The following is a 20,446-nucleotide window of genomic DNA, read 5'->3' on the forward strand; positions in this document are numbered from 1 at the left end:
TATGTTTGAAAATAATAATTAAATAGTAACAGTTAGTATAAAAAATAAAAGTTAGTAATGATACGCAAAATGTATGAAGAAGAAAAAGAAGATTGTAGAAGGATTACAAAACATAAGATATATATTATAATAAGTATTGAGAAATAAAGAGTTAATTTAAAAGTGTATGTGTATAAAACCTTGGAGGTATATAATGAAAATGTATGATTTAATTGTAATTGGTGGAGGGGTCAGTGGAATGATAGCCGCAATTACAGCTAAAGAATATGGAGCAGAGAGAGTTCTTGTATTAGAAAGAGAGTTTGAACTTGGTGGAACATTAAATTATTGTGTTCATAATGGGTTCAAAAGTAAATATACAAGTGGTGATTTAACAGCTCCAGAGTATATATATAGTTTGGTAGAAAAATTAAAAGAATGTAATATAGAATATAAAACTTTAGCAAATGTTATAAGTATTGATAAGGATAAAAAAATTACAGCTGTAAGTGAGGAAGGAATATTAACACTTAAGGCAAATGCAATAATAATGGCAATGGGAACAAGAGAACGTCCTTTAGGATATAAAAATATTTTAAGTCATAGATGTGCTGGAATAGTTAGTGCAATGTCTACGTTGAAGTTAATAAATAAAAGGGCTACTTTGCCAGGAAAAAATGTATTTATATTAGGTTCGGAAGATACAGCTATATTTGCTGCTAGAAGTTTGATTTTAGAGGGAGCAAATGTAAAAGGAATAATAGAAACTACAGATAAGATTAAAGCTAAGAGTCCTAAATCTAAGCAATTTGTTGAAGAGTTTAATTTAAATGTTATGACAAACTCAAGAGTTACAAAAGTTTTTGGAGAAGGAAGAGTAACAGGAGTAAACATAAGTAAGCTTGATAAAAATAAGAGAATTATAGAAGGCTCTAAACAGTATATGGATTGTGATACATTAGTATTATCCATATATATGAAGGCTGAATCAGGAGTTGCAGAAGAATTAGGAATAATTGTTGATAAATATGGAAAGATTTTAGTTAAAGAAGATATGCAAACGTCAATCACTGGTATATTTAGTTGTGGAACAATAGTTTCAGGATACGAAACTGCAGATAAAATCACAGAAGAAAGTGAAAAGGCAGCAATAGAGGCTGTGAAATATTTAGGAACAATAAAAAATGAAAAATAAAGAAAAAATAATTAAGTTTGCAAATTCAATAGGAATTGATACTATAGGGTTTACAAAGTGCAGGAAATTTGAAGAATTAATATCAGAATATGAATATAGGAATTTAAATAAACTTAAAGTTGAATTCGAAGAAGAAGAAATTGAAAAAAGAATCAATCCATTTTTAATAATGGAAGAAGGAAAAAGTATTATATCAATAGCAATTCCTTATTTTCATGAGGATAACAAAAAAGTAAATAATTTTTCAAAATACACAGTTGGTGAAGATTATCACCTAGTTGTAAAAAAGTATCTACAGCTTATCTGTGGATATATAGGAGAATTAGGTGGAAGAGCAGAAGCTTTTGTGGATAATAATCCATTGCCAGAAAGATATATAGCATATTTATGTGGAATTGGATTTGTTGGGAAAAATAATACATTTATAACTGAAAAATATGGTTCATATATTTTTTTAGGTGAGATTATAACTTCTTTGAACTTAGAAAGTGATGAACCAATAGATAAAGATTGTGGTCAGTGTAATATGTGTATAAAAGCATGTCCTCAAGGTTTATTAAAAGAAAATAAAATTGAAAATAATTTTAATAAATGTTTATCGTATATAACTCAAAAAAAGGAACTTTCAGATGATGAAATTAAAAGTATAAATGGAAGGATTTTTGGGTGTGACATATGCCAAGATGTATGTCCATTAAATAAAAATGCAATAGAATCAAACTTTAGTGAATTTAATGCATTGCCATTTATGATAGAAGATGAAATCGAAAATATAATTGCTATAAATAATAGTGATTTTAAAAATAAATATAAAAAATGTAGTTGTGGATGGCGAGGAAAAAATATTTTAATAAGAAATGCATTAATTAAGTATAAACATAAGAATAAAATGGACGTAGATAATATAGAAAAAAATATTAATTCTCCATACATAAAAGATTATTATAATAGATTATTTAAAAGATAATTTTAAATAGGATTAATAAATGAGAAGGGTGATTATATATGGATTTAAAGCATCAATTAGCTCTTGTAGAAGAGTTACCAAAGGATATGAGAGAAAAAGTACTTAGAAGTAAAATAGAAGAGTGTTGCAAGACATACGGACATTTAAAAATTAATGGTGAGGAAAACTTAAAAGGTATAGAAGGACCTATAATTTTCATATCAAACCATTTAAGCAATTCTGATGGAATGTTTTTAGATATAGCATTAAAAGAATACAAGCCAGTATTTGTAGCAGGAGAAAAACTTAGTAAAAATCATTTTACAAACTTAGTTTTAGATTTAGTTGAACGTGTTATTATAAAACCAAATTCAGCAGATAAAGATGCTATAGCAGCAGTTATAAATACGTTAAAATCAGGAAGAAACATAATGATATTCCCAGAAGGAACAAGAAGTAGAACTTGTGAAATGATAGAGGCTAAAAAAGGAATAATTTTAATTGCAAAACTTTCTAAGGCAACAATTGTTCCAGTTGGAATTACAGGAACAGAAAAGTTTATGCCAATAAATAAGAATGAAATGGAATCAGAAGAAATATGTGAAGCTAATGTAGAATTAAATGTAGGAAAACCATTTAAGTTACCAGCTAAGGAAAAAGATGAAGATAGAAATGAATATCATGAAAGAGCACTGTGGGAGATAATGACATCAGTTTCAACATTATTACCAGAAGAGTATCAAGGATTTTATAAGATAAATAAATAAAAAAAAGGAGATATGCGAAGTTAGTATATCTCCTTTTGTATTTTAATTTAGAAATTTTTCTGAATGCTATTTTTAGGGCATGCATTTAAACATTCGTTGCAGTGTATGCAATCAGAGTTTAATACATATCCATTTTTATAATCTTTAGGTGATATGCCCATAGGACATGTTTTAGTGCAAATATTACAATTTATGCAGGTACTACTTACCTTAAGAGATATTTTTTTACCTCTAATTTTCGTGATTAATGAGGCAATTGAACCCATGGGACAGAAATTACACCAGGTTCTGTGTGATATGAATAAACCAAGTACAATTCCAACAATTGATGTTCCGACAATTATACGATAAAAAACTAGGCCTATTCCAAATAAATTACCCCAATTTTTACTCACTCCATTGGCAAACATATATATTATAAAAAGTACCATAAACGCTCTAAGAAAAATACTTCTAAAAAATCTTGGTACTTTAATTTTAGGTGATACATAAGACAAAATGTTATCAAAAAAACTACCACGAGGACAAAAGTTTCCACACCAATATCTGCCTTTACCAAATAATGAGATAATTATGGGAGCAACCATACAAATTATAGCAATAAGTGCAAATCTCATATCAAAAAGAGATGCAATTAAAAATACTAGAAAGATTATATAACCATATTTCTTAAAAAAGTTCATAACAATATCTCCCTTATGTTTAATTGGATTTTATAGTTAATTGTATGATTTAATATTTATTTTATGATTAAATGAGTATTTATAAAATTATTAAGATAAACACATAAATTAAATATTTTAAAATATATTTATACAGGAAATATAAAGAAAAATTTTTAAAGAACATAAAGATAAACTATATAAAAAGTCTGAATTGTTAACAAAAAGTTAATATTAAAAATATTTGTAAAATTTTAGAGGGAATTTAAGAACTATGTAGAAAACAAATAGATAGGTGAATATGTATTTAAAAATTAACTAGTTGTTAAAAGTTAACAAACTATTAAGCATTTACAATTAACCAACAATATTATTGCAAATTAGTTCTTTATTCGATATGAAAAAATAGGAGGAGTGTAAAATGGGAAGTAATGCATTAAAAAATTTTCTAACAACTAATTTGGAAGATTTAAAAAGTAAAGGATTATATAACAAGATAGATGTTATATGTGGTTCAAATGGTCCAGTTATAAATATTGATGGAAAAGAACTTATAAATCTTTCATCTAATAACTATTTAGGACTTGCTACAAATCCTAGAATGATAGAAGCAACAGTTAAAGCAACAGAAAAATATGGTGCTGGAGCTGGAGCTGTTAGAACTATCAACGGAACATTAGATATACACATAGAGCTTGAAAAAAAATTAGCAGAGTTTAAACATACAGAAGCTGCAATTGCATTCCAATCAGGATTCAATTGTAATATGGCAGCGATATCTGCTGTTATGAATAAGAAAGATGCTATATTATCAGATGCATTAAATCACGCATCTATAATAGATGGTTGCAGATTATCTGGTGCAAAAATAATAAGAGTAAATCACTCAGATATGGAAGATTTAAGAGCTAAGGCTAAAGAAGCTAAAGAATCAGGCTTATATGAAAAAATAATGGTTATAACTGATGGTGTATTCTCAATGGATGGAGACATAGCTAAGCTTCCAGAAATAGTTGAGATTGCAGAAGAGTTTGACTTAATAACATATGTTGATGATGCGCATGGTTCAGGAGTACTTGGTGATGGTGCAGGAACAGTTAAACATTTCGGATTATCTGATAAAGTTGATTTCCAAATAGGAACATTATCTAAAGCAATAGGAGTTGTTGGAGGATATGTTGCTGGTTCTAAAGATTTGATAGATTGGTTAAAAGTAAGGGGTAGACCATTCCTATTTTCAACTTCTTTAACTCCAGGAGCAGCTGGTGCTTGTATTGAAGCTTTAAATATATTAACAGAAAGTACAGAACTTAACAAAAAACTATGGGCTAATGGGGATTATTTAAAGAAAGGTCTAAAAGAACTTGGATTTAATATAGGAAATAGTGAAACACCAATCACTCCATGCATTATAGGTGAAGCTGATAAAGCTCAAGAATTTAGTAGAAGACTATATGAAGAAGGCGTATATGCAAAATCTATAGTATTCCCAACAGTACCAATGGGAACAGCAAGAGTTAGAAATATGCCAACAGCAGCACATACAAAAGAAATGCTTGATAAAGCAATAGCTATATATGCAAAAGTTGGTAAGGAAATGGGGATTATTAAATAGTGAGTAAGAGGCACTTATTTATATATAAAATTAAATTATTTAAAATTAATAAAAATATAAAATGGAGGATAAGGCCTTCATAATTTAAAAATAGGACATTAGGACATTTATATTATTTAATGGAAGTGGGGCATAAGTTTATGAAAAAGATATTAGTTACGGGTTGTTTAGGACAAATAGGTAGTGAGTTAGTTACAGAATTAAGAAGAAGATATGGAAATGAAAATGTAGTAGGAACAGACATAAGAAAACCAGAAGATAATCCTGTAGTTACTGGAGGTCCATTTGAAATAGTTGATGTTACAGACAGAGCAAGACTTTTAGAGGTTGCAAAAGAGCATAAAGTTGATACAATAATGCATTTAGCAGCATTACTTTCAGCAGTTGCAGAAGCAAAACCACAATTAGCTTGGAATATAAATATGGGTGGACTTGTTAATGCACTAGAAGTTGCAAGAGAACTTAAATGTCAGTTCTTTACACCAAGTTCTATAGGAGCATTTGGTCCAGATACACCAAAAGAAAATACACCACAAGATACTATACAAAGACCTAAAACTATGTATGGTGTAACAAAAGTATCAGGAGAATTATTATGTGATTACTATCACACTAAATTTGGTGTAGATACAAGAGGGGTAAGATTCCCAGGACTTATATCATATGTAGCTCTTCCAGGTGGTGGAACAACAGATTATGCTGTTGATATTTATTATGAAGCACTAAAAAATGGAAAATACACTTCATATATAGATAAAGGAACTTATATGGATATGATGTATATGCCAGATGCTATAAATGCAATAATTACTTTAATGGAAGCTGATGAATCTAAATTAAAGCATAGAAATGCATTTAATATAGCTGCTATGAGTTTTGAACCAACACAAATTGCTGCAGAAATCAAAAAACATATAAAAGATTTCGAGATAACATTTGAAGTTGATCCAGTAAGACAAGCAATAGCAGATTCTTGGCCAGATTGTATAGATTGTACAGCAGCTAAGGAAGAATGGGGATTTAAAGCTGAGTATGATTTAGAGAAAATGACTAAAGATATGTTAGAAAAATTAAAAGAAAAAGGTATATAGCTTATATAACTATAAGTTTATATAAAATAAAAATTCTTCCTAGAATGACTAACTAAGCTAAATGCTTAGTTAGTTTTTCTTCGCCTAAAATAAACTGAAAATTATAAAAACATTGACACAAATGTTTAATTCCAGCTATAATTTATATGTGGGGAATTAAGATATTATTTAAATTTATTTATTGTATCAAAAATTACGTTTGATTATTGAATTTAATATATCTTCCTTTTAAGTATATAAAAAATAAATATACTCATATTAATTTTTATATAAACAGCATACTAAGTAATCAAATTTCAAATCATATTTATAAATGACAATTCAATTATTAAGAAAAAACTAAATTTTAAGAAAGGGATGATAATATTTATGACAGTACCCTTAATTTTATGTTCTCTAGTTTTGCTAATATGCATATTCTTTAGCAAAGCACTTTACAAATTTGGAGTTCCATCATTACTAATATTCTTAGTAATAGGGATGCTTTTTGGTTCAGATGGAATTGTTGGAATTAAATTTGAAAATTATGAATTAGTGCAGCAAATAGGTTCTATTGGATTAATTTTCATTATGTTTTATGGTGGTTTCAGCACAAATTGGAAAGCGGCAAAACCTGTAGCAACAAAATCTGTGCTTATGTCTACACTAGGTGTTATTATAACATCAGTACTAACAGGAGTATTTTGTAAATTTATATTAAAAACGTCTACTCTTGAAGGATTATTAATTGGTGCAGTAGTTGGCTCAACGGATGCAGCATCAGTATTTTCAATTTTACGTTCAAGAAAATTGAACTTAAAGAATGGATTAGCATCATTGCTTGAAGTTGAAAGTGGAAGCAACGATCCAATGTCATATATGCTCACTATAACTATATTAAGTTTTATGAGTAATGAGGCTAAAAAACAGTCTATTTTCATTTTAATATGCTCTCAAATTATTTTTGGAGTTTTAGTTGGTATTGTATTAGCTAAAATTGTTTCTGCTATATTAAAGAAAGTTAATTTTGAAGTTGAGGGAATGTACCCTATATTTGTTATGGCAATAGCTGTATTATCTTATTCGCTTAGTGAATGGATTGGGGGAAATGGCTATTTAAGTGTATATATTTGTGGAATAATTATAGGAAATAGTAAAATAAAACATAAAAGGAGTTTGGTAAGTTTTTTTGATGGTATATCATGGCTTATGCAAATTATGTTGTTTTTCATACTAGGATTGTTATCATTCCCATCAAAAATGCCAGATATAATATTCCCTGCTGTATTAATATCTTTATTTTTAATATTTATTGCTAGACCTATTGCTACATTTGGAATATTAACATGGTTTAAAGTGCCATTAAAGGAGCAAATATTTATATCATGGGTTGGACTGAGAGGTGCCGCATCTATAGTTTTTGCAATCTTTGCAGTTACTCATAAGGCAATTATAGAAACAGATATATTTCATATTGTGTTTTTTATAGCTTTATTTTCGGTTTCAATTCAAGGTACATTAATTCCAGCGTTAGCTAAAAAATTAGATTTAGTAGATGATGATATGCCAGTTTTAAAAACATTTAATGACTATAAAGATGATTTTAATGAAAGATTAGTAGAAGTTAGAGTAACAAAGGAAAATAAATGTGTTAATAAAGCGATAGTTGACTTAGAGATACCTGATGATATTCTTGTAGTTTTAATAAAAAGAAAGAATATGATAGTACATCCGAGAGGATCTACTGTAATTGAAGATGGAGATGTTCTTGTTGTTGGATGTAATAATTTAGATAAAAACTATATGGAATGTTTTGATTAAAAATGTAAGGAGAGTGCAATTTTCTGTGCTCTCCTTAATTTTATTACAATATTTTAAAAATTTAATGTATAATTAAGAGTGAATTTTGAAATTATTATGGTGGTGACTTAGAGAATGTATGAATTAAATGTAGAAAAAGTAAATTTAAATAGAGAACGTGACGTAAAGGAAGTTAAAAAATTTCTAGAAAAGTTTGAGTTGGATTTAGACAAAGATGTTGATTATACAGTAGTGATAAGAGTAGATGATGAAATAAAGGCTACATGTTCTAAATCTAAGAGTGTATTTAAATGCTTTGCAGTAGATGATGATTTAAGAGGCGAAGGGGTCTCAGCCAAGCTTTTAAATGCTTTAAATGATAAATTATTTGATGAAGGAAAATATCATAGCTTTATTTTTACAAAACCTAAAAATGTTGAAATATTTTCAGGTCTTGGATATAAGTTAATAGAAAAAGGTGAGAAAGTTGCACTTTTGGAAAATGGAATTTACAATATAAATTCTAAACTTGATAAAATTATGAAAGAATATAACTTAGATGAAATAAAAAACAGGGCAGCATTAGTAATGAATTGTAATCCATTTACTTTAGGTCATTTATATTTAATAGAGAAAGCTGCTAGTGAAAATGAAGAGGTTTTAGTGTTCATAGTAGAAGAAAATAAATCACTATTCCCAGTAGAAGATAGATATAATTTAGTTAAAAAAGGTTGTGAACATCTTAAAAATGTTAAAGTAATAAAAGGAACAGAATATATAATATCATCAGCTACGTTCCCATCTTACTTTCTACGTAAGAAAGATGATATATTAAGTGCATACACAACTTTAGATGCAACTATTTTTGGAAAGTACTTTGCTAAAAAGTTTAATATAAAGAAAAGATATGTGGGTAGTGAGCCTTATTGTGAAGTTACTAATGCATACAACAAAACTTTAAAAGATATATTACCAGGTTTTGATGTAGAAGTTGTGGAAGTTGAAAGAAAGACAGAAAAAGACAGTGCAATTAGTGCATCAAGAGTTAGGGAACTTATAAAAAATGATAGTATAACTGAGTTTAATGAATTAATACCTAAAGTTACAATAGATTTTTTAAATAGCGAAAAAGGGAAGGAAATAGTGGAGAATATAAAAAATAGCAATTCTGCACACTAAGAGTTATGGATAGAGAAGAAATATTAAAAGCAAATGCAATACTAGAATCAAGAGAAGAACGAGTTAATCTTATAGAAAAGGTAGCAAGTGAGTATAAAGGTACAATTATTGTAGCTAGAGTAAACTATCCAGGTGTAAATAAAGAAAATGATATAAGTGAATTCATTATAAATGAAGGTAGAGAAGAACTTATAAAAATATTTAATAATAGGATAGAATACATATTAGATAAAAAGTCTGCGGAAGGTCCATATATAATTATGGCTATAAATGATGATAATTACGATGTTAAAAGAAAAACTGTATCATTAGAAAATGAACACAAGCTAGGTAGATTTTGGGATATAGATGTATATGAAACTACTGATGGCGAATTTTTAAAATCTATAAGTAGGGAAACTGTAGGATGCGAGAAAAGAAAATGTTTTATATGTGATAACTATGCTCATATTTGTATAAGAAGCAAAAATCATACAGTAAAAGAAGTAGAGGACTTTTTAATAAATAAGGTTAGAGAATATACTGATATTAATTGAAAATGAAAAATTGAAAATGAAAAATTGATAATGGAAAGTGAATGTTAAAGTAGTTCTATTTTAAAATGTCATTACCATCTTTGTAGGCTAGAATTCATTCTTACAAAATATCATTTGGATATATTGCTTTAAAAAATTTATATCCAAAGCAAAGACCGCCAAGGTTAAAACCTCAGCTACGAAGGGGAGAAATTATTAATCACTATGTAGGGTGGAATTTATTCTAACTGGATTTTAGGGGAGCATCAAAACCTAAGATCACCAAGATTGAAATCTCAGCTACAAAGAAAAAGGGGAAAAGTGACAATTTATCTATAGGCGAGGTTTCAACCTTGCCTAGTGGCATTTGAATATAGTACTTTCTAATTTTCAATTTGTTCCAAGAAAAAAGCTAAGAGTTAAATTTAAAACTACTATTATCAATTAGTAATTGTATAAACGAAAATATTAGGTTGAAACACTATAGAAAGGCGGTGAAAGTTTGGAGAAGAGTAGAAAGTATTATGCGAAGGCAATGGATTTTTATAATGATGGATATCTTGATAAGTCTATGGAGTTTTGTGAAAAAAGCTTAAGTGCTAATAGGGCCAATTCTGCAACTTTAAACTTAAAAGGTCTTATTTATTATGTTAAGGGTGATTTAGAATCTGCTAGAAATCAGTGGAAGATGAATTATCGTATGAATAATGATGAAGTTGCTAGAAAATATTTAGACGATAGTAAGAATGATAGGGAAAGTGTATATAAATTCAAAGAAGTTAATAAATTGATAAAAGCTATTAGACCACAAGAAGCGTTAAAACTTTTAGAGCAATTGAAAGCTTCAGACTTTAACTCCATTAATTTAAATAATTTAATGGCAAATTGTTATATAAAATTAGGGGAGTATGAAAAATCGTATTATTATATATTAAAAACAATTGAAATAGATAAACATAATAAGATAGCAGAAGAAATGATTAAGTCTTTAGAAGATATAGGAGCAATAAAACATAAGAAAAATGTTAATAAAAAGGCAATTGCCAGCATAATATGTATAGTAGTAATAGTGTCTTTAGGTTGTATCATAGGTGTAAATAAAGATAAGATTATTACTAGTTTTAAAAATGTAACAAACTTAAAAAAACAATCAGAAAAGGATGTGAAAAAAGAGGAAGAGAAGATTACAACCGAAGAAGTAAAAGAAGATAAAGAAACTGAACAACAAGAACAAGAAGCAAAGCCTAAAGAAGAAGTGAAAGAAAAGAGCACATTTTCAATAGAAAAAGTAAAATCGTATATTGATAGTAAAAACTACGAAGAACTTTTAAAAGTAATAGAAGAATATAAAAATGAGCAATTAGGAATAAATGAAAAGCAAATGTACATTAATGCATATAATCTTGTAAAAGAGGATGCAATTGGAATATATTATGACAAAGCTCAAGAATACATAGGGAAAAAAGAGTATAAAAAAGCAGTAGATGAACTAACTAAAATATATAATATTAGTGATGGGAATTATTTAGAAGAACATATTATATATATGTTAGGTGTTTGTTATGAAGAACAGCATGACATTGTAACTTTATTAAAGTATTATGAAATGTATGTAAACAAGTTCTCTAGTGGAAGTTATACTGAAGGTGTTTTATACAAATTAGCTGTTTTAAATGAAAATATAGACTTAGGGAAAGCTAAGGGGTATGCTGAAAAGTTAAATAATGATTTTCCAGAGTCACAATATAATAATTCAAATATACAACAAATACTAAGTAAGTAATAATAACTATATTTTAATGATATAGGAAATGGGGTGCTTTTATGAATGAGTTAAATAAAAGTAATTTAAATTCAGAACTGTTAGACACAGATAAACCAATAGTACTTGATTTTTGGGCAAATTGGTGTGGTCCATGTGAAAGGTTAGCACCAGTAATAGATGAACTATCTAGTGAAATGACAGATGCAATCTTTGTGAAAATAAACATAGATGATAGCATGGAAATTGCTAAAAAGTTTAAAGTAATGAGTATACCAACTATTAAAATTATTAAAAATGGTGAAGTGGTAGACACATCTATAGGATACAAAGATAAAAATGATTTAAAATCAATAATAGAAAAACATATATAAAAAAAATAAGCCTTATGTAGGGCTTATTTTTTTTATATATTAATAAATATAATCATATTAAAATGGATGAAGATTAAATGGGCTACAAATCAGTAGAGTCAAATATATGATTTTCTTTAAAAACTTCTGTGCATTTACCATTAAATCTTATTAGTGTTTCTTCTGCTAAAGAGCTACCTTCTTGCATAGGAGCTAAACATAAGATTGTTAAAATTATTGCTGCAAACTTTATCATAAGTTTTCTCATATATTATCACCTCTTTATGTAGTTTATTGTTACCTTAATCCAAGAAAAAATACATAATTTTTATAATCTATGTTTAAATCACTCAATATGCCAATTATATATAGGTATAAGAATAAATTTTAAAGATATTTAGACTTATATTCTTTGTAAAAACTCAAGAATTTGGAATAATATTCATTACAATTATCTAAATAACTTTTAGAATTATCATAAAGAGCATTTGACATTTTTTTAGATTTTTTTTCATTTTTAGAATATACTTTTTCCATAGATAGTCCGTGTTTAAAGCTTTCAAGATAATTACCATATTCATCTATTGATAAATTTAATTTTTCATATGATTTAACTGCACCATTAGGAATAGATAACTTTTTTAATTCACTACAAAGTGTGGAAAATTTACTTATATGATTATCCAATTCAGAAAGTGCTAATTCATAAGTCATTTCATTATTTCTAGCTTTAGATACAATCTCTAAAAGGTCTGTAGATTTTAAGTCATTAAAAGAACTTACAAATGTATCTAATGTGGTTACAAAGATTTCATTTTGTTCAGATTGTATTTTATCTACCTTTTTCGTATTAGATTTATCTAGACAATAATTGTTAGTTAATTTAATAGCAGTAGAAAGTTCGCCTAAAATATTAGCATCTTTGACAAGTAATGAATAATTAGAATTAGCTGTGTCATAATAATTTTTAAGATTGGCTACACTAATGCTATTATCTTTAGCCATAGGATTTTTAAGCATAAGTTCAATTTGCTCATAAATAAGTATGTTGTTATTTATGGCATCTGTATAGGCTTGAAGCTGTGTTTCACTAGATATATTAGTAGTTTCTTTTACTTTATTTAAATTTTCCTTTAATGCAGGTATGTTTTTTAGTGCTTTATTATAATCCAAAGTATTATCTTTAATAAATACTTTACAGCTATTATTAATATCTTGAATTTCTTTTAAATAACTTAACATACTGTTTTTAGCCACAGGGGTTTTGAAAATATTGTAACTTAAACAAAAAAGTGATATAGCAGCAAAAGCCACAAGTACATATTTAATGAAATCTGATTTTTTATCCTTTAAAACTATGTTCATAAACTTATCCTCCTTAAAATGTTAAAAAACTTAAAAATTAAACTATGTTTTTATAAACTTATATTAAGAAGTGATAAGAAATATTCATGAAAAGTAATATTACTTTTAAATTATTTATAAAAAATTCTTAATTAATGGAATTTGATTTTATTATTTTTAAGTATATAAAGGTGTTTTTTTACATATAAAAATTAAAAAATAAATATTATTAAATGTATTATAAACATATCCGTTAGTGTATAATTATATGTGTAAAAGTATTTTAAAATAAGAAAATAAAGTAGAAATAAGAGGTGAGGCAACAATGGAGGGTGTAAAGTTACTTCTAAATAGTTTAAAAGGATTTAATTTGTTTGCAGCCATAGATATATTAGTAGTATCCTTTATTTTCTATAAAGGTTATATGCTAATAAAGGAAACAAGGGCAGAGCAACTTTTAAAAGGAGTAATATTTATAATTTTATTAATTCCTATAAGCGAATTATTTAACTTAACTATGCTAAGTTGGATACTTACAAAAACTTTAACAATAGGTGTTATAACAGTAGTTATTATATTTCAACCAGAAGTTAGAAAAGCGCTAGAACATTTAGGGCGAACTTCATTTGTAGATAAGATAATCTATGAAGATGAAGAAGTGATGAACAATGTAGTAAACGAGATAGTAGATGCAGTAGAAGCATTAGCAGCTGAAAAAACAGGTGCATTAATAATAATAGAACAAAAAACAGGTCTTGGAGATATTATTAATACAGGAAATGCTATAGATGCAGTAGTATCATCAGCTTTACTTCAAAACATATTTGTTGTTAACACTCCATTACACGATGGAGCTACAATTATAAGAAATGATAGAATTGTAGCGGCAGGATGCTTCCTTCCTCTTACTAGTAATGATAAATTAAATAAACAATTAGGTACTAGACATAGAGCTGGTATAGGAGTTACAGAATTAACTGATTGTTTGACTATTATAGTTTCAGAAGAAACAGGAATAATTTCATTAGCAGTAAATGGTAGATTACTTAGAAATTATGACGGAGAGAAACTAAAAAATATTCTCGTGCGAATTATGAAAAGTAGACATAATAGTAAAGTAACATTTAAAGAGAGGGTTAGGTTATGGAAAAAGACAAAAAACAAGACATCTTAATTAGAATTTGTTGTGTAATAGCCTCTTTAATATTATGGATATATATAAGAAATGTAGAGAATCCAGTTACTAGTCATGTTATAAAGTATGTGCCAGTAGAAATTCAAAATGTAGAGACTTTAGAAGAACATGGATTAGTTGTAGTTGATGATCAAGATTATAGTATTGACATAACAGTAAAGGGTGCATCACAAGCTGTTTATCAAATAGACAAAATGAAAGATTTTAAAATAGTTTCAGACTTAAGTAAATATGCATTAAAGGTTGGAGAAAATAGAATTCCAGTTGAAATAAAAGAATCGCCATCAGGGGTTACAATAGTTTCAAATGAATCTATGTGGATAAAAGTTAAAATAGATAAATTAAAAGAAAAAGAAATGGAAATAAAACCAGAAATAATAGGGACTTTGCCAGAGGGATATCATATAGATGGAACTACAATATCAGTAGCAAATGTTAAAGTCCATGGTTCTGAAAAGTTGGTAGATCAAGTGGCTAACGTTGTTGCAAGAATTGATGTAACAGGAATTCAAAATGATATAAACAAAAATGTTGACTTAATTGCTGTTAATGAAGATGGAAATGCTGTAGAGGGTGTTAATCTATCAGTTACAAGCGTAAATGCAAAAGTCGACCTAAAAAAAGGAAAGGTAGTTCCAATACAAGTTCAGACTACTGGTAATGTTTTGAAAGGAACACTTCAGGGCATTGAAGTTGAACCTAATAAGGTAGAAATACTAGGAAAAGATGGTGACGTTGGTAAAATAGAAGCTATTTATACTGAAACAGTAGATTTGAGTCAAATAGTTCAAGATACTACATTAACTGTGAAGTTAGTTAATCCATCTAATTTAAAATTATCACTAGGAAGTGTTAATGTTAAAATAAATGTTTTAGAAGAGAAAAAGATAGAAAAAACTATAAAAGTGCCAATAAAACATATAAATGCTTTAGAAGGTGCAACTATTAAAGTAGATACTGAAATAGTTAATGTAACTATTACTGGAGATGAAAGTTTAATAAAAACTATAGCTGACAATAGTATAACAGCTACTATAGATTTAAAAGGGTTAAATGATGGAGATCATGCTGTTAAAATTTCTATAGCTGGTATTCCAGAGGGAGTTACAATATCATCTCAAAGTGCAGATAGCGTAAAAGTAAACATAAAGAAAAAAGTGGAGGAAAACAATACTGATGTGGATAAGAATCAATAATATAAACTTAGATATAGATGAAGATTTAAGTAATTTAAATAAAATAGCAAGTAAAAAATTGAAGATAAAAGATAGTGATATAAAAGAACTTAGAGTTGTCAAAGAGTCTATAGATGCAAGAAAGAAAAACAATATTAAATTTAACTATGCAATAGATGTTAAGTGTGATAATGCTGAGAGAATAGTTAAAAAAATAAACAGTAATGATGTAAAAATAGAAGAGAAAGTTTATGCTCCAGAATTTACATTCGGAACAGAAAAACTACAAAAAAGACCAATTATTATAGGGATGGGGCCAGCAGGACTTTTTGCTGGTCTTATTATGGCTCAAAAAGGGTATAAACCTATAATATTTGAACGTGGAGAAGATGTTGATGCAAGAACTGCATCTGTAGATAATTTTTGGAATCAAGGGAAGTTAAACACTGAATCTAATGTTCAATTTGGAGAAGGTGGAGCTGGTACATTTTCTGATGGAAAATTAACAACAAGAATAAAAGATATTAGATGTGATTATGTACTTAGAGAATTAGTTAATCACGGTGCACCGGAAGAAATTTTATATATGGCAAAACCGCATATAGGAACTGATATATTAAAAGTTGTTGTTAAAAACATTAGAAAAAGAATTATAGAACTAGGTGGAGAAGTAAAATTTAATTCAAAACTAGAAGATATAATTGTAAAAAATAATGAAGTTCAAGAAGTAGTTGTAAATGGTCAAAAAATACCATGTGATGTGTTAATTTTAGCAATAGGACATAGTGCAAGAGATACATATGAGATGTTATTTAGAAGAGGAATATTTATGTCACCAAAGCCATTTGCAATTGGATTTAGAGTAGAGCACAAACAAGATCTTATAAATGAAAATCAATATGGTTCATATAAAAATCATCCAAGACTTAAGGCTGCAGAATATAAACTTACTCACACTGCAAAATGTACAGGTAGAGGCGTGTATAGTTTTTGTATGTGTCCTGGAGGACATGTAGTTGCTTCTGCATCAGAAGAAAACACTGTAGTTGTTAATGGTATGAGTAATTATAAAAGAAATAATATAAATGCAAACTCAGCAATAGTAGCCTCAGTAAGGCCAGAAGATTTTGGAAGTGATTCACCAATTGCAGGAATTGAATTTCAAAGAAAATATGAAAAATTAGCATTTGAATTAGGTGGAAAAAATTACAATGCACCAGTTCAATTAGTAGAAGATTTCTTAAATGATAGAAAAAGCACAAAATTAAAAGGAATAGAACCAAGCTATACACCAGGAGTGGAGTTTAGTGACCTTAGAAATTGTATGCCAAACTATGTAGTAAATTCTATAAAAGAAGCTATGCCTGTATTTAATAGAAGAATACATGGATTTGCAGAAGGTGGAGCTATATTTACAGGAGTAGAAACAAGAACTTCTGCACCAGTAAGAATAAATAGGAATGAAGAAGATGTAAGCATATCAACAAAAGGACTATATCCAGCTGGTGAAGGTGCTGGATATGCTGGTGGTATAATTTCAGCAGCTGTAGATGGTTTAAAAGTAAGTGAAACAATTATGAAAAAATATAATATACCAAATTATTAGACAATTTAGTTGATATTTGTATTAACAGTTTGTTAAAATAAAAAAAGGGAATAAATAAAAAAAATGGTAGCAGATAATATTGGGGAATATTATCTGTTATCTAATATTTGCAATTGGGGGTATATTTTATGGAAGGCAAAAGGTATGTTTTAGTTGTAAATCCAGGCTCAACATCAACTAAGTTAGCTATATTTGAAGGGGAAAAATCAATAGTAGCTACAAATTTAAATCATGATGTGGAAGTTATAAGAAGCTTTGACACAATATATGATCAAAAAGATATGAGAATTAAAGTTATATTAGAATGGCTAGATGAAGTAAATGTTAAATTGAGTGAACTGCTATGTGTAGTTGGCAGAGGTGGACTTTTAAGTTCAATGCCAAGTGGAACATATAAAGTAACAGATAAAATGCTTGAAGACTTAAAAATAGGGGTACAAGGTCAACATGCATCAAATCTAGGTGGAATTATTGCTGATGAAATAGCTAAAAAAGTCAATGTATCAGCATATATAGTTGATCCAGTTGCAGTAGATGAAATATGTGATGAAGCAAGAATATCTGGACTTCCAGAATTGCCAAGAAAATCTTTAGTTCATGCACTTAATATGAAAGCTGTTGCAAGAAGAGTTTGTAAAGAGAAAGGATTAAAACTTTCAGAATGTAGTTTTGTAATAGCACATTTAGGTGGCGGAATATCTGTTTCACCATTTAAATATGGTAAATTACTTGATTGCAATAATGCAAGTCAAGAAGGACCTTTTTCACCAGATAGAACAGGTGGACTACCAGTAGGCGATTTAGTAGATATGGCTTTCAGTGGAAAGTATAGTCAAAAAGAATTGTCAAGAAAGATAATGGGACAAGGTGGTTTAATTGGATATCTTGGAACTAATGACGGCAGAATTATTGATAAAAGAATAGATGAAGGTGACAAAAAAGCTGAAATGATATTCAAGGCAATGGTATATCAAATTTCTAGAGAAATAGGTGCAATGGCTACGGTAATCAATGGCAAAATGGATGGAATAATAGTTACAGGTGGACTAGCTTACAATAAAAAATTAATGAATTGGATAAATGAATATGTTGGCTTTATAGCACCAATAATTGCAGTGCCAGGTGAAGATGAAATGCTTGCATTAGCCGAAGGTGCATTAAGAGTTGAAAATAGGGAAGAAGATTTTAAAATATACGAAAATGAAATTAAAAAATTCGGAAAATAATTTTTATTTAAAATTATATATAAATTCAAAAATAAACAAATCAGGGGGGAAAAAACAATGGTAAAGTCATTTAATGAAGTTATCGAAAAGGTAAAAAACTTATCTACAAAAACAGTAGCAGTAGCAGTGGCTCAAGATGAACCAGTGCTAGAAGCAATAAGAGATGCTAAGAAAAATGGAATAGCTAATGCAATATTAGTTGGAAATAAAGAAGAAATCGTTTCAATTGGAGAAAGAATTGGAATGAATATGGATGAGTTTGAAATAATAGACGAAAAAAATAGTAAAAAAGCTGCATTAAAAGCTGTTGAGCTTGTATCAACAGGAAAAGCAGATATGGTTATGAAGGGACTTGTTGATACAGCAACATTTTTAAGAGCTGTATTAAATAAAGAAATAGGGTTAAGAACAGGAAAACAAATGTCACACATAGCTGTATTTGAAGTACCAGGAATTGATAGAATGTTATTTTTAACTGATGCAGCATTTAATATGTATCCAGAGTTAAAAGAAAAAATAGATATTATAAACAATTCTGTAAACGTTGCAAAAGCAATAGGAATAGAAATGCCTAAAGTAGCACCTATATGTGCTGTTGAAGTTGTAAATCCAGCAATGCAAGCAACACTTGATGCAGCTGCACTAACATCTATGAACCAAAGGGGACAAATAAAAGGTTGTATAGTTGATGGGCCATTAGCACTTGATAATGCTATATCAGAAGAAGCAGCAGCTCATAAAAAAGTATCAGGACCAGTAGCAGGAAAAGCGGATATACTTTTAATGGCTAATATAGAAGCAGGAAATGCAATGTATAAATGTTTAACATATACAACTGAAGCTAAGAATGGTGGATTATTAGCTGGAGCAGCAGCACCAGTAATTGTTACTTCAAGAGCAGATTCACCAGAAACTAAACTAAATTCTATAGCAATAGCAGCTTTAGTAGCAGAAAGCAAATAAAATTAGGGGGATAAAATTATGGCACAAAAATTACTTATTATAAATCCAGGTTCAACTTCAACAAAAATAGGAGTTTATGAGGATACTAATCCTATATTAGTTGAAACATTAAGACATAGCGCTGAAGAAATAGGAAAATTCAATAATATATACGATCAATTTAATTTTAGAAAAGAAGTTATATTAAATGTTTTAAAAGATAAGAACTTTGATATAAAAACATTAGATGGAATTGTTGGTAGAGGTGGACTTTTAAAACCAATAGAAGGTGGAACATATAGAGTAAATGAAAAAATGTTAGAAGATTTAAAAGTTGGAGTACAAGGACAACATGCTTCTAATTTAGGTGGAATAATTGCAAATGAAATAGCAACTAGTTTAGATATACCAGCATTTATAGTTGATCCAGTTGTAGTAGATGAGATGATGGATGTAGCTAGAGTTTCTGGAATGCCAGAAATAGAAAGGAAAAGTATAGTTCATGCATTAAATCAAAAAGCGGTTGCAAGAAGATTTGCAAAAGAACGTAACAAACAATACGATGAATTAAATTTAATAGTTGCACATATGGGTGGAGGAGTATCTGTTGGTGCACATGAAAAAGGAAAAATTGTAGATGTAAATAATGCTTTAGATGGAGATGGTCCATTCTCACCAGAGAGAAGTGGTGGACTTCCAGTAGGACAATTAGTTGAAATGTGCTTTAGTGGAAAATATACTAAAGATGAAATAAAGAAAAAGATAACAGGAAAAGGTGGAATTGTAGCATACTTAAATACTAATGATGCTAAAAAAGTTGATGAAGATGCAGCAGCTGGTTGTGAAAAATCTAAATTAATATATGAAGCTATGGGTTATCAAGTTGCCAAAGAAATTGGTAAATGTGCAGCTACATTAAAAGGAAAAGTTGATGCAATAATATTAACTGGAGGAATTGCATACTCAAAATCAATGGTTAAATATATAAAAGAAAGAGTAGAATTTATATCTGAATTTGTTGTATACCCAGGAGAAGATGAATTGCTTGCTTTAACTGAAGGTGGATTAAGAGTATTAAATGGTGAAGAACAAGCAAAAGAATATAAATAATATGG

At 28.4% G+C, this 20,446-nt stretch carries 19 protein-coding genes; 16 read left to right on the plus strand and 3 right to left on the minus strand.

The genetic code is table 11. From position 1 onward, the window contains the following. The first annotated feature begins 193 nt into the window (after window positions 1–193). The 3 genes from BN346_RS07610 to BN346_RS07620 are packed head-to-tail and all read left to right on the plus strand — an operon-like array spanning window position 194 to window position 2,887. Window positions 194–1,174 carry an NAD(P)/FAD-dependent oxidoreductase gene (locus BN346_RS07610; protein WP_040327596.1) on the plus strand — a complete coding sequence of 327 codons (981 nt, stop codon included), beginning with the start codon at window positions 194–196 and terminating at the stop codon, window positions 1,172–1,174. Next, the gene (queG, locus tag BN346_RS07615) at window positions 1,164–2,141 is read left to right on the plus strand and encodes a tRNA epoxyqueuosine(34) reductase QueG (RefSeq protein WP_040327598.1); all 978 of its coding nucleotides are present in this window, start codon (window positions 1,164–1,166) and stop codon (window positions 2,139–2,141) included. Before BN346_RS07610 ends, queG begins: the two co-directional genes overlap by 11 nt. 38 nt (window positions 2,142–2,179) lie before the next feature. Further along, entirely contained in the window at window positions 2,180–2,887 is a 708-nt protein-coding gene (locus tag BN346_RS07620; RefSeq protein ID WP_040327599.1) for a lysophospholipid acyltransferase family protein, read from the plus strand. A 47-nt stretch (window positions 2,888–2,934) separates the two neighbouring features. On the opposite strand, the gene BN346_RS07625 is transcribed toward BN346_RS07620, so the two are convergent. Next, complete coding sequence (locus BN346_RS07625) at window positions 2,935–3,570, minus strand: 4Fe-4S binding protein (protein WP_040327600.1); 636 nt, start codon at window positions 3,568–3,570, stop codon at window positions 2,935–2,937. A gap of 400 nt (window positions 3,571–3,970) precedes the next feature. On the opposite strand from BN346_RS07625, the gene BN346_RS07630 reads away from it, so the two are divergent. The 7 genes from BN346_RS07630 (at window position 3,971) to trxA (ending at window position 11,864) form a co-directional block, all read left to right on the plus strand. Next, window positions 3,971–5,164 carry a glycine C-acetyltransferase gene (locus BN346_RS07630; protein ID WP_040327601.1) on the plus strand — a complete coding sequence of 398 codons (1,194 nt, stop codon included), beginning with the start codon at window positions 3,971–3,973 and terminating at the stop codon, window positions 5,162–5,164. A 140-nt stretch (window positions 5,165–5,304) separates the two neighbouring features. Beyond that, window positions 5,305–6,255, plus strand: a complete 951-nt coding sequence (locus BN346_RS07635) for an L-threonine 3-dehydrogenase (RefSeq protein WP_040327602.1) — start codon at window positions 5,305–5,307, stop codon at window positions 6,253–6,255. A gap of 369 nt (window positions 6,256–6,624) precedes the next feature. Next, on the plus strand, window positions 6,625–8,055 hold the full coding sequence (locus BN346_RS07640) for a potassium/proton antiporter (RefSeq protein WP_040327603.1): 1,431 nt from the start codon (window positions 6,625–6,627) through the stop codon (window positions 8,053–8,055). 114 nt (window positions 8,056–8,169) lie between these two features. Continuing rightward, window positions 8,170–9,213 (plus strand): [citrate (pro-3S)-lyase] ligase, encoded by a 1,044-nt coding sequence (citC, locus tag BN346_RS07645; protein ID WP_040327604.1) that lies wholly within the window; start codon window positions 8,170–8,172, stop codon window positions 9,211–9,213. A gap of 5 nt (window positions 9,214–9,218) precedes the next feature. Continuing rightward, window positions 9,219–9,749, plus strand: a complete 531-nt coding sequence (gene citX, locus BN346_RS07650; protein WP_051540155.1) for a citrate lyase holo-[acyl-carrier protein] synthase — start codon at window positions 9,219–9,221, stop codon at window positions 9,747–9,749. Window positions 9,750–10,230: 481 nt separating this feature from the next. Then, window positions 10,231–11,511, plus strand: coding sequence for a hypothetical protein (locus tag BN346_RS07655; RefSeq protein ID WP_040327605.1), 1,281 nt, complete (start codon window positions 10,231–10,233; stop codon window positions 11,509–11,511). A 41-nt stretch (window positions 11,512–11,552) separates the two neighbouring features. Then, window positions 11,553–11,864, plus strand: coding sequence for a thioredoxin (gene trxA, locus BN346_RS07660; protein ID WP_040327606.1), 312 nt, complete (start codon window positions 11,553–11,555; stop codon window positions 11,862–11,864). Between the two features lie 82 nt (window positions 11,865–11,946). Here trxA and BN346_RS21580 read toward each other — a convergent pair whose 3' ends face one another. Continuing rightward, window positions 11,947–12,111, minus strand: coding sequence for a hypothetical protein (locus BN346_RS21580; RefSeq protein WP_158644463.1), 165 nt, complete (start codon window positions 12,109–12,111; stop codon window positions 11,947–11,949). A gap of 119 nt (window positions 12,112–12,230) precedes the next feature. Then, window positions 12,231–13,208 (minus strand): hypothetical protein, encoded by a 978-nt coding sequence (locus BN346_RS07665; protein WP_040327607.1) that lies wholly within the window; start codon window positions 13,206–13,208, stop codon window positions 12,231–12,233. 304 nt (window positions 13,209–13,512) lie between these two features. Between BN346_RS07665 and cdaA the strand changes: the two genes are divergently transcribed. From cdaA to buk (BN346_RS07695), 6 genes are all read left to right on the plus strand, one after another. Continuing rightward, window positions 13,513–14,361, plus strand: coding sequence for a diadenylate cyclase CdaA (cdaA, locus tag BN346_RS07670; RefSeq protein ID WP_040327608.1), 849 nt, complete (start codon window positions 13,513–13,515; stop codon window positions 14,359–14,361). Continuing rightward, window positions 14,331–15,578, plus strand: coding sequence for a CdaR family protein (locus BN346_RS07675; protein WP_040327609.1), 1,248 nt, complete (start codon window positions 14,331–14,333; stop codon window positions 15,576–15,578). The genes cdaA and BN346_RS07675 overlap by 31 nt, the downstream gene beginning before the upstream one ends. Next, window positions 15,559–17,163, plus strand: coding sequence for an NAD(P)/FAD-dependent oxidoreductase (locus tag BN346_RS07680; RefSeq protein ID WP_040327610.1), 1,605 nt, complete (start codon window positions 15,559–15,561; stop codon window positions 17,161–17,163). The genes BN346_RS07675 and BN346_RS07680 overlap by 20 nt, the downstream gene beginning before the upstream one ends. Before the next feature lie 128 nt (window positions 17,164–17,291). Next, the gene (gene buk / locus BN346_RS07685; RefSeq protein ID WP_040327611.1) at window positions 17,292–18,389 is read left to right on the plus strand and encodes a butyrate kinase; all 1,098 of its coding nucleotides are present in this window, start codon (window positions 17,292–17,294) and stop codon (window positions 18,387–18,389) included. Between the two features lie 57 nt (window positions 18,390–18,446). Further along, entirely contained in the window at window positions 18,447–19,352 is a 906-nt protein-coding gene (ptb, locus tag BN346_RS07690; RefSeq protein WP_040327613.1) for a phosphate butyryltransferase, read from the plus strand. A gap of 18 nt (window positions 19,353–19,370) precedes the next feature. Beyond that, window positions 19,371–20,441, plus strand: a complete 1,071-nt coding sequence (buk, locus tag BN346_RS07695; RefSeq protein ID WP_040327615.1) for a butyrate kinase — start codon at window positions 19,371–19,373, stop codon at window positions 20,439–20,441. Window positions 20,442–20,446 lie beyond the last annotated feature (5 nt).

The sequence above is a fragment of the Clostridium ihumii AP5 genome (genome assembly GCF_000612845.1).
GTDB classification, from domain to species: Bacteria; Bacillota; Clostridia; order Clostridiales; family Clostridiaceae; genus Clostridium_J; species Clostridium_J ihumii.

Coding starts and splice junctions, on each gene's coding strand:
- BN346_RS21580 (WP_158644463.1), bottom strand. CDS start 12,111: ATGAGAAAACTTATGATAAAGTTTGCAGCAATAATTTTAACAATCTTA.
- BN346_RS07665 (WP_040327607.1), bottom strand. CDS start 13,208: ATGAACATAGTTTTAAAGGATAAAAAATCAGATTTCATTAAATATGTA.
- ptb (WP_040327613.1), top strand. CDS start 18,447: ATGGTAAAGTCATTTAATGAAGTTATCGAAAAGGTAAAAAACTTATCT.
- BN346_RS07610 (WP_040327596.1), top strand. CDS start 194: ATGAAAATGTATGATTTAATTGTAATTGGTGGAGGGGTCAGTGGAATG.
- BN346_RS07680 (WP_040327610.1), top strand. CDS start 15,559: ATGTGGATAAGAATCAATAATATAAACTTAGATATAGATGAAGATTTA.
- buk (WP_040327615.1), top strand. CDS start 19,371: ATGGCACAAAAATTACTTATTATAAATCCAGGTTCAACTTCAACAAAA.
- citC (WP_040327604.1), top strand. CDS start 8,170: ATGTATGAATTAAATGTAGAAAAAGTAAATTTAAATAGAGAACGTGAC.
- cdaA (WP_040327608.1), top strand. CDS start 13,513: ATGGAGGGTGTAAAGTTACTTCTAAATAGTTTAAAAGGATTTAATTTG.
- BN346_RS07635 (WP_040327602.1), top strand. CDS start 5,305: ATGAAAAAGATATTAGTTACGGGTTGTTTAGGACAAATAGGTAGTGAG.
- BN346_RS07625 (WP_040327600.1), bottom strand. CDS start 3,570: ATGAACTTTTTTAAGAAATATGGTTATATAATCTTTCTAGTATTTTTA.
- buk (WP_040327611.1), top strand. CDS start 17,292: ATGGAAGGCAAAAGGTATGTTTTAGTTGTAAATCCAGGCTCAACATCA.
- queG (WP_040327598.1), top strand. CDS start 1,164: ATGAAAAATAAAGAAAAAATAATTAAGTTTGCAAATTCAATAGGAATT.
- BN346_RS07630 (WP_040327601.1), top strand. CDS start 3,971: ATGGGAAGTAATGCATTAAAAAATTTTCTAACAACTAATTTGGAAGAT.
- BN346_RS07640 (WP_040327603.1), top strand. CDS start 6,625: ATGACAGTACCCTTAATTTTATGTTCTCTAGTTTTGCTAATATGCATA.
- trxA (WP_040327606.1), top strand. CDS start 11,553: ATGAATGAGTTAAATAAAAGTAATTTAAATTCAGAACTGTTAGACACA.
- BN346_RS07620 (WP_040327599.1), top strand. CDS start 2,180: ATGGATTTAAAGCATCAATTAGCTCTTGTAGAAGAGTTACCAAAGGAT.
- citX (WP_051540155.1), top strand. CDS start 9,219: ATGGATAGAGAAGAAATATTAAAAGCAAATGCAATACTAGAATCAAGA.
- BN346_RS07675 (WP_040327609.1), top strand. CDS start 14,331: ATGGAAAAAGACAAAAAACAAGACATCTTAATTAGAATTTGTTGTGTA.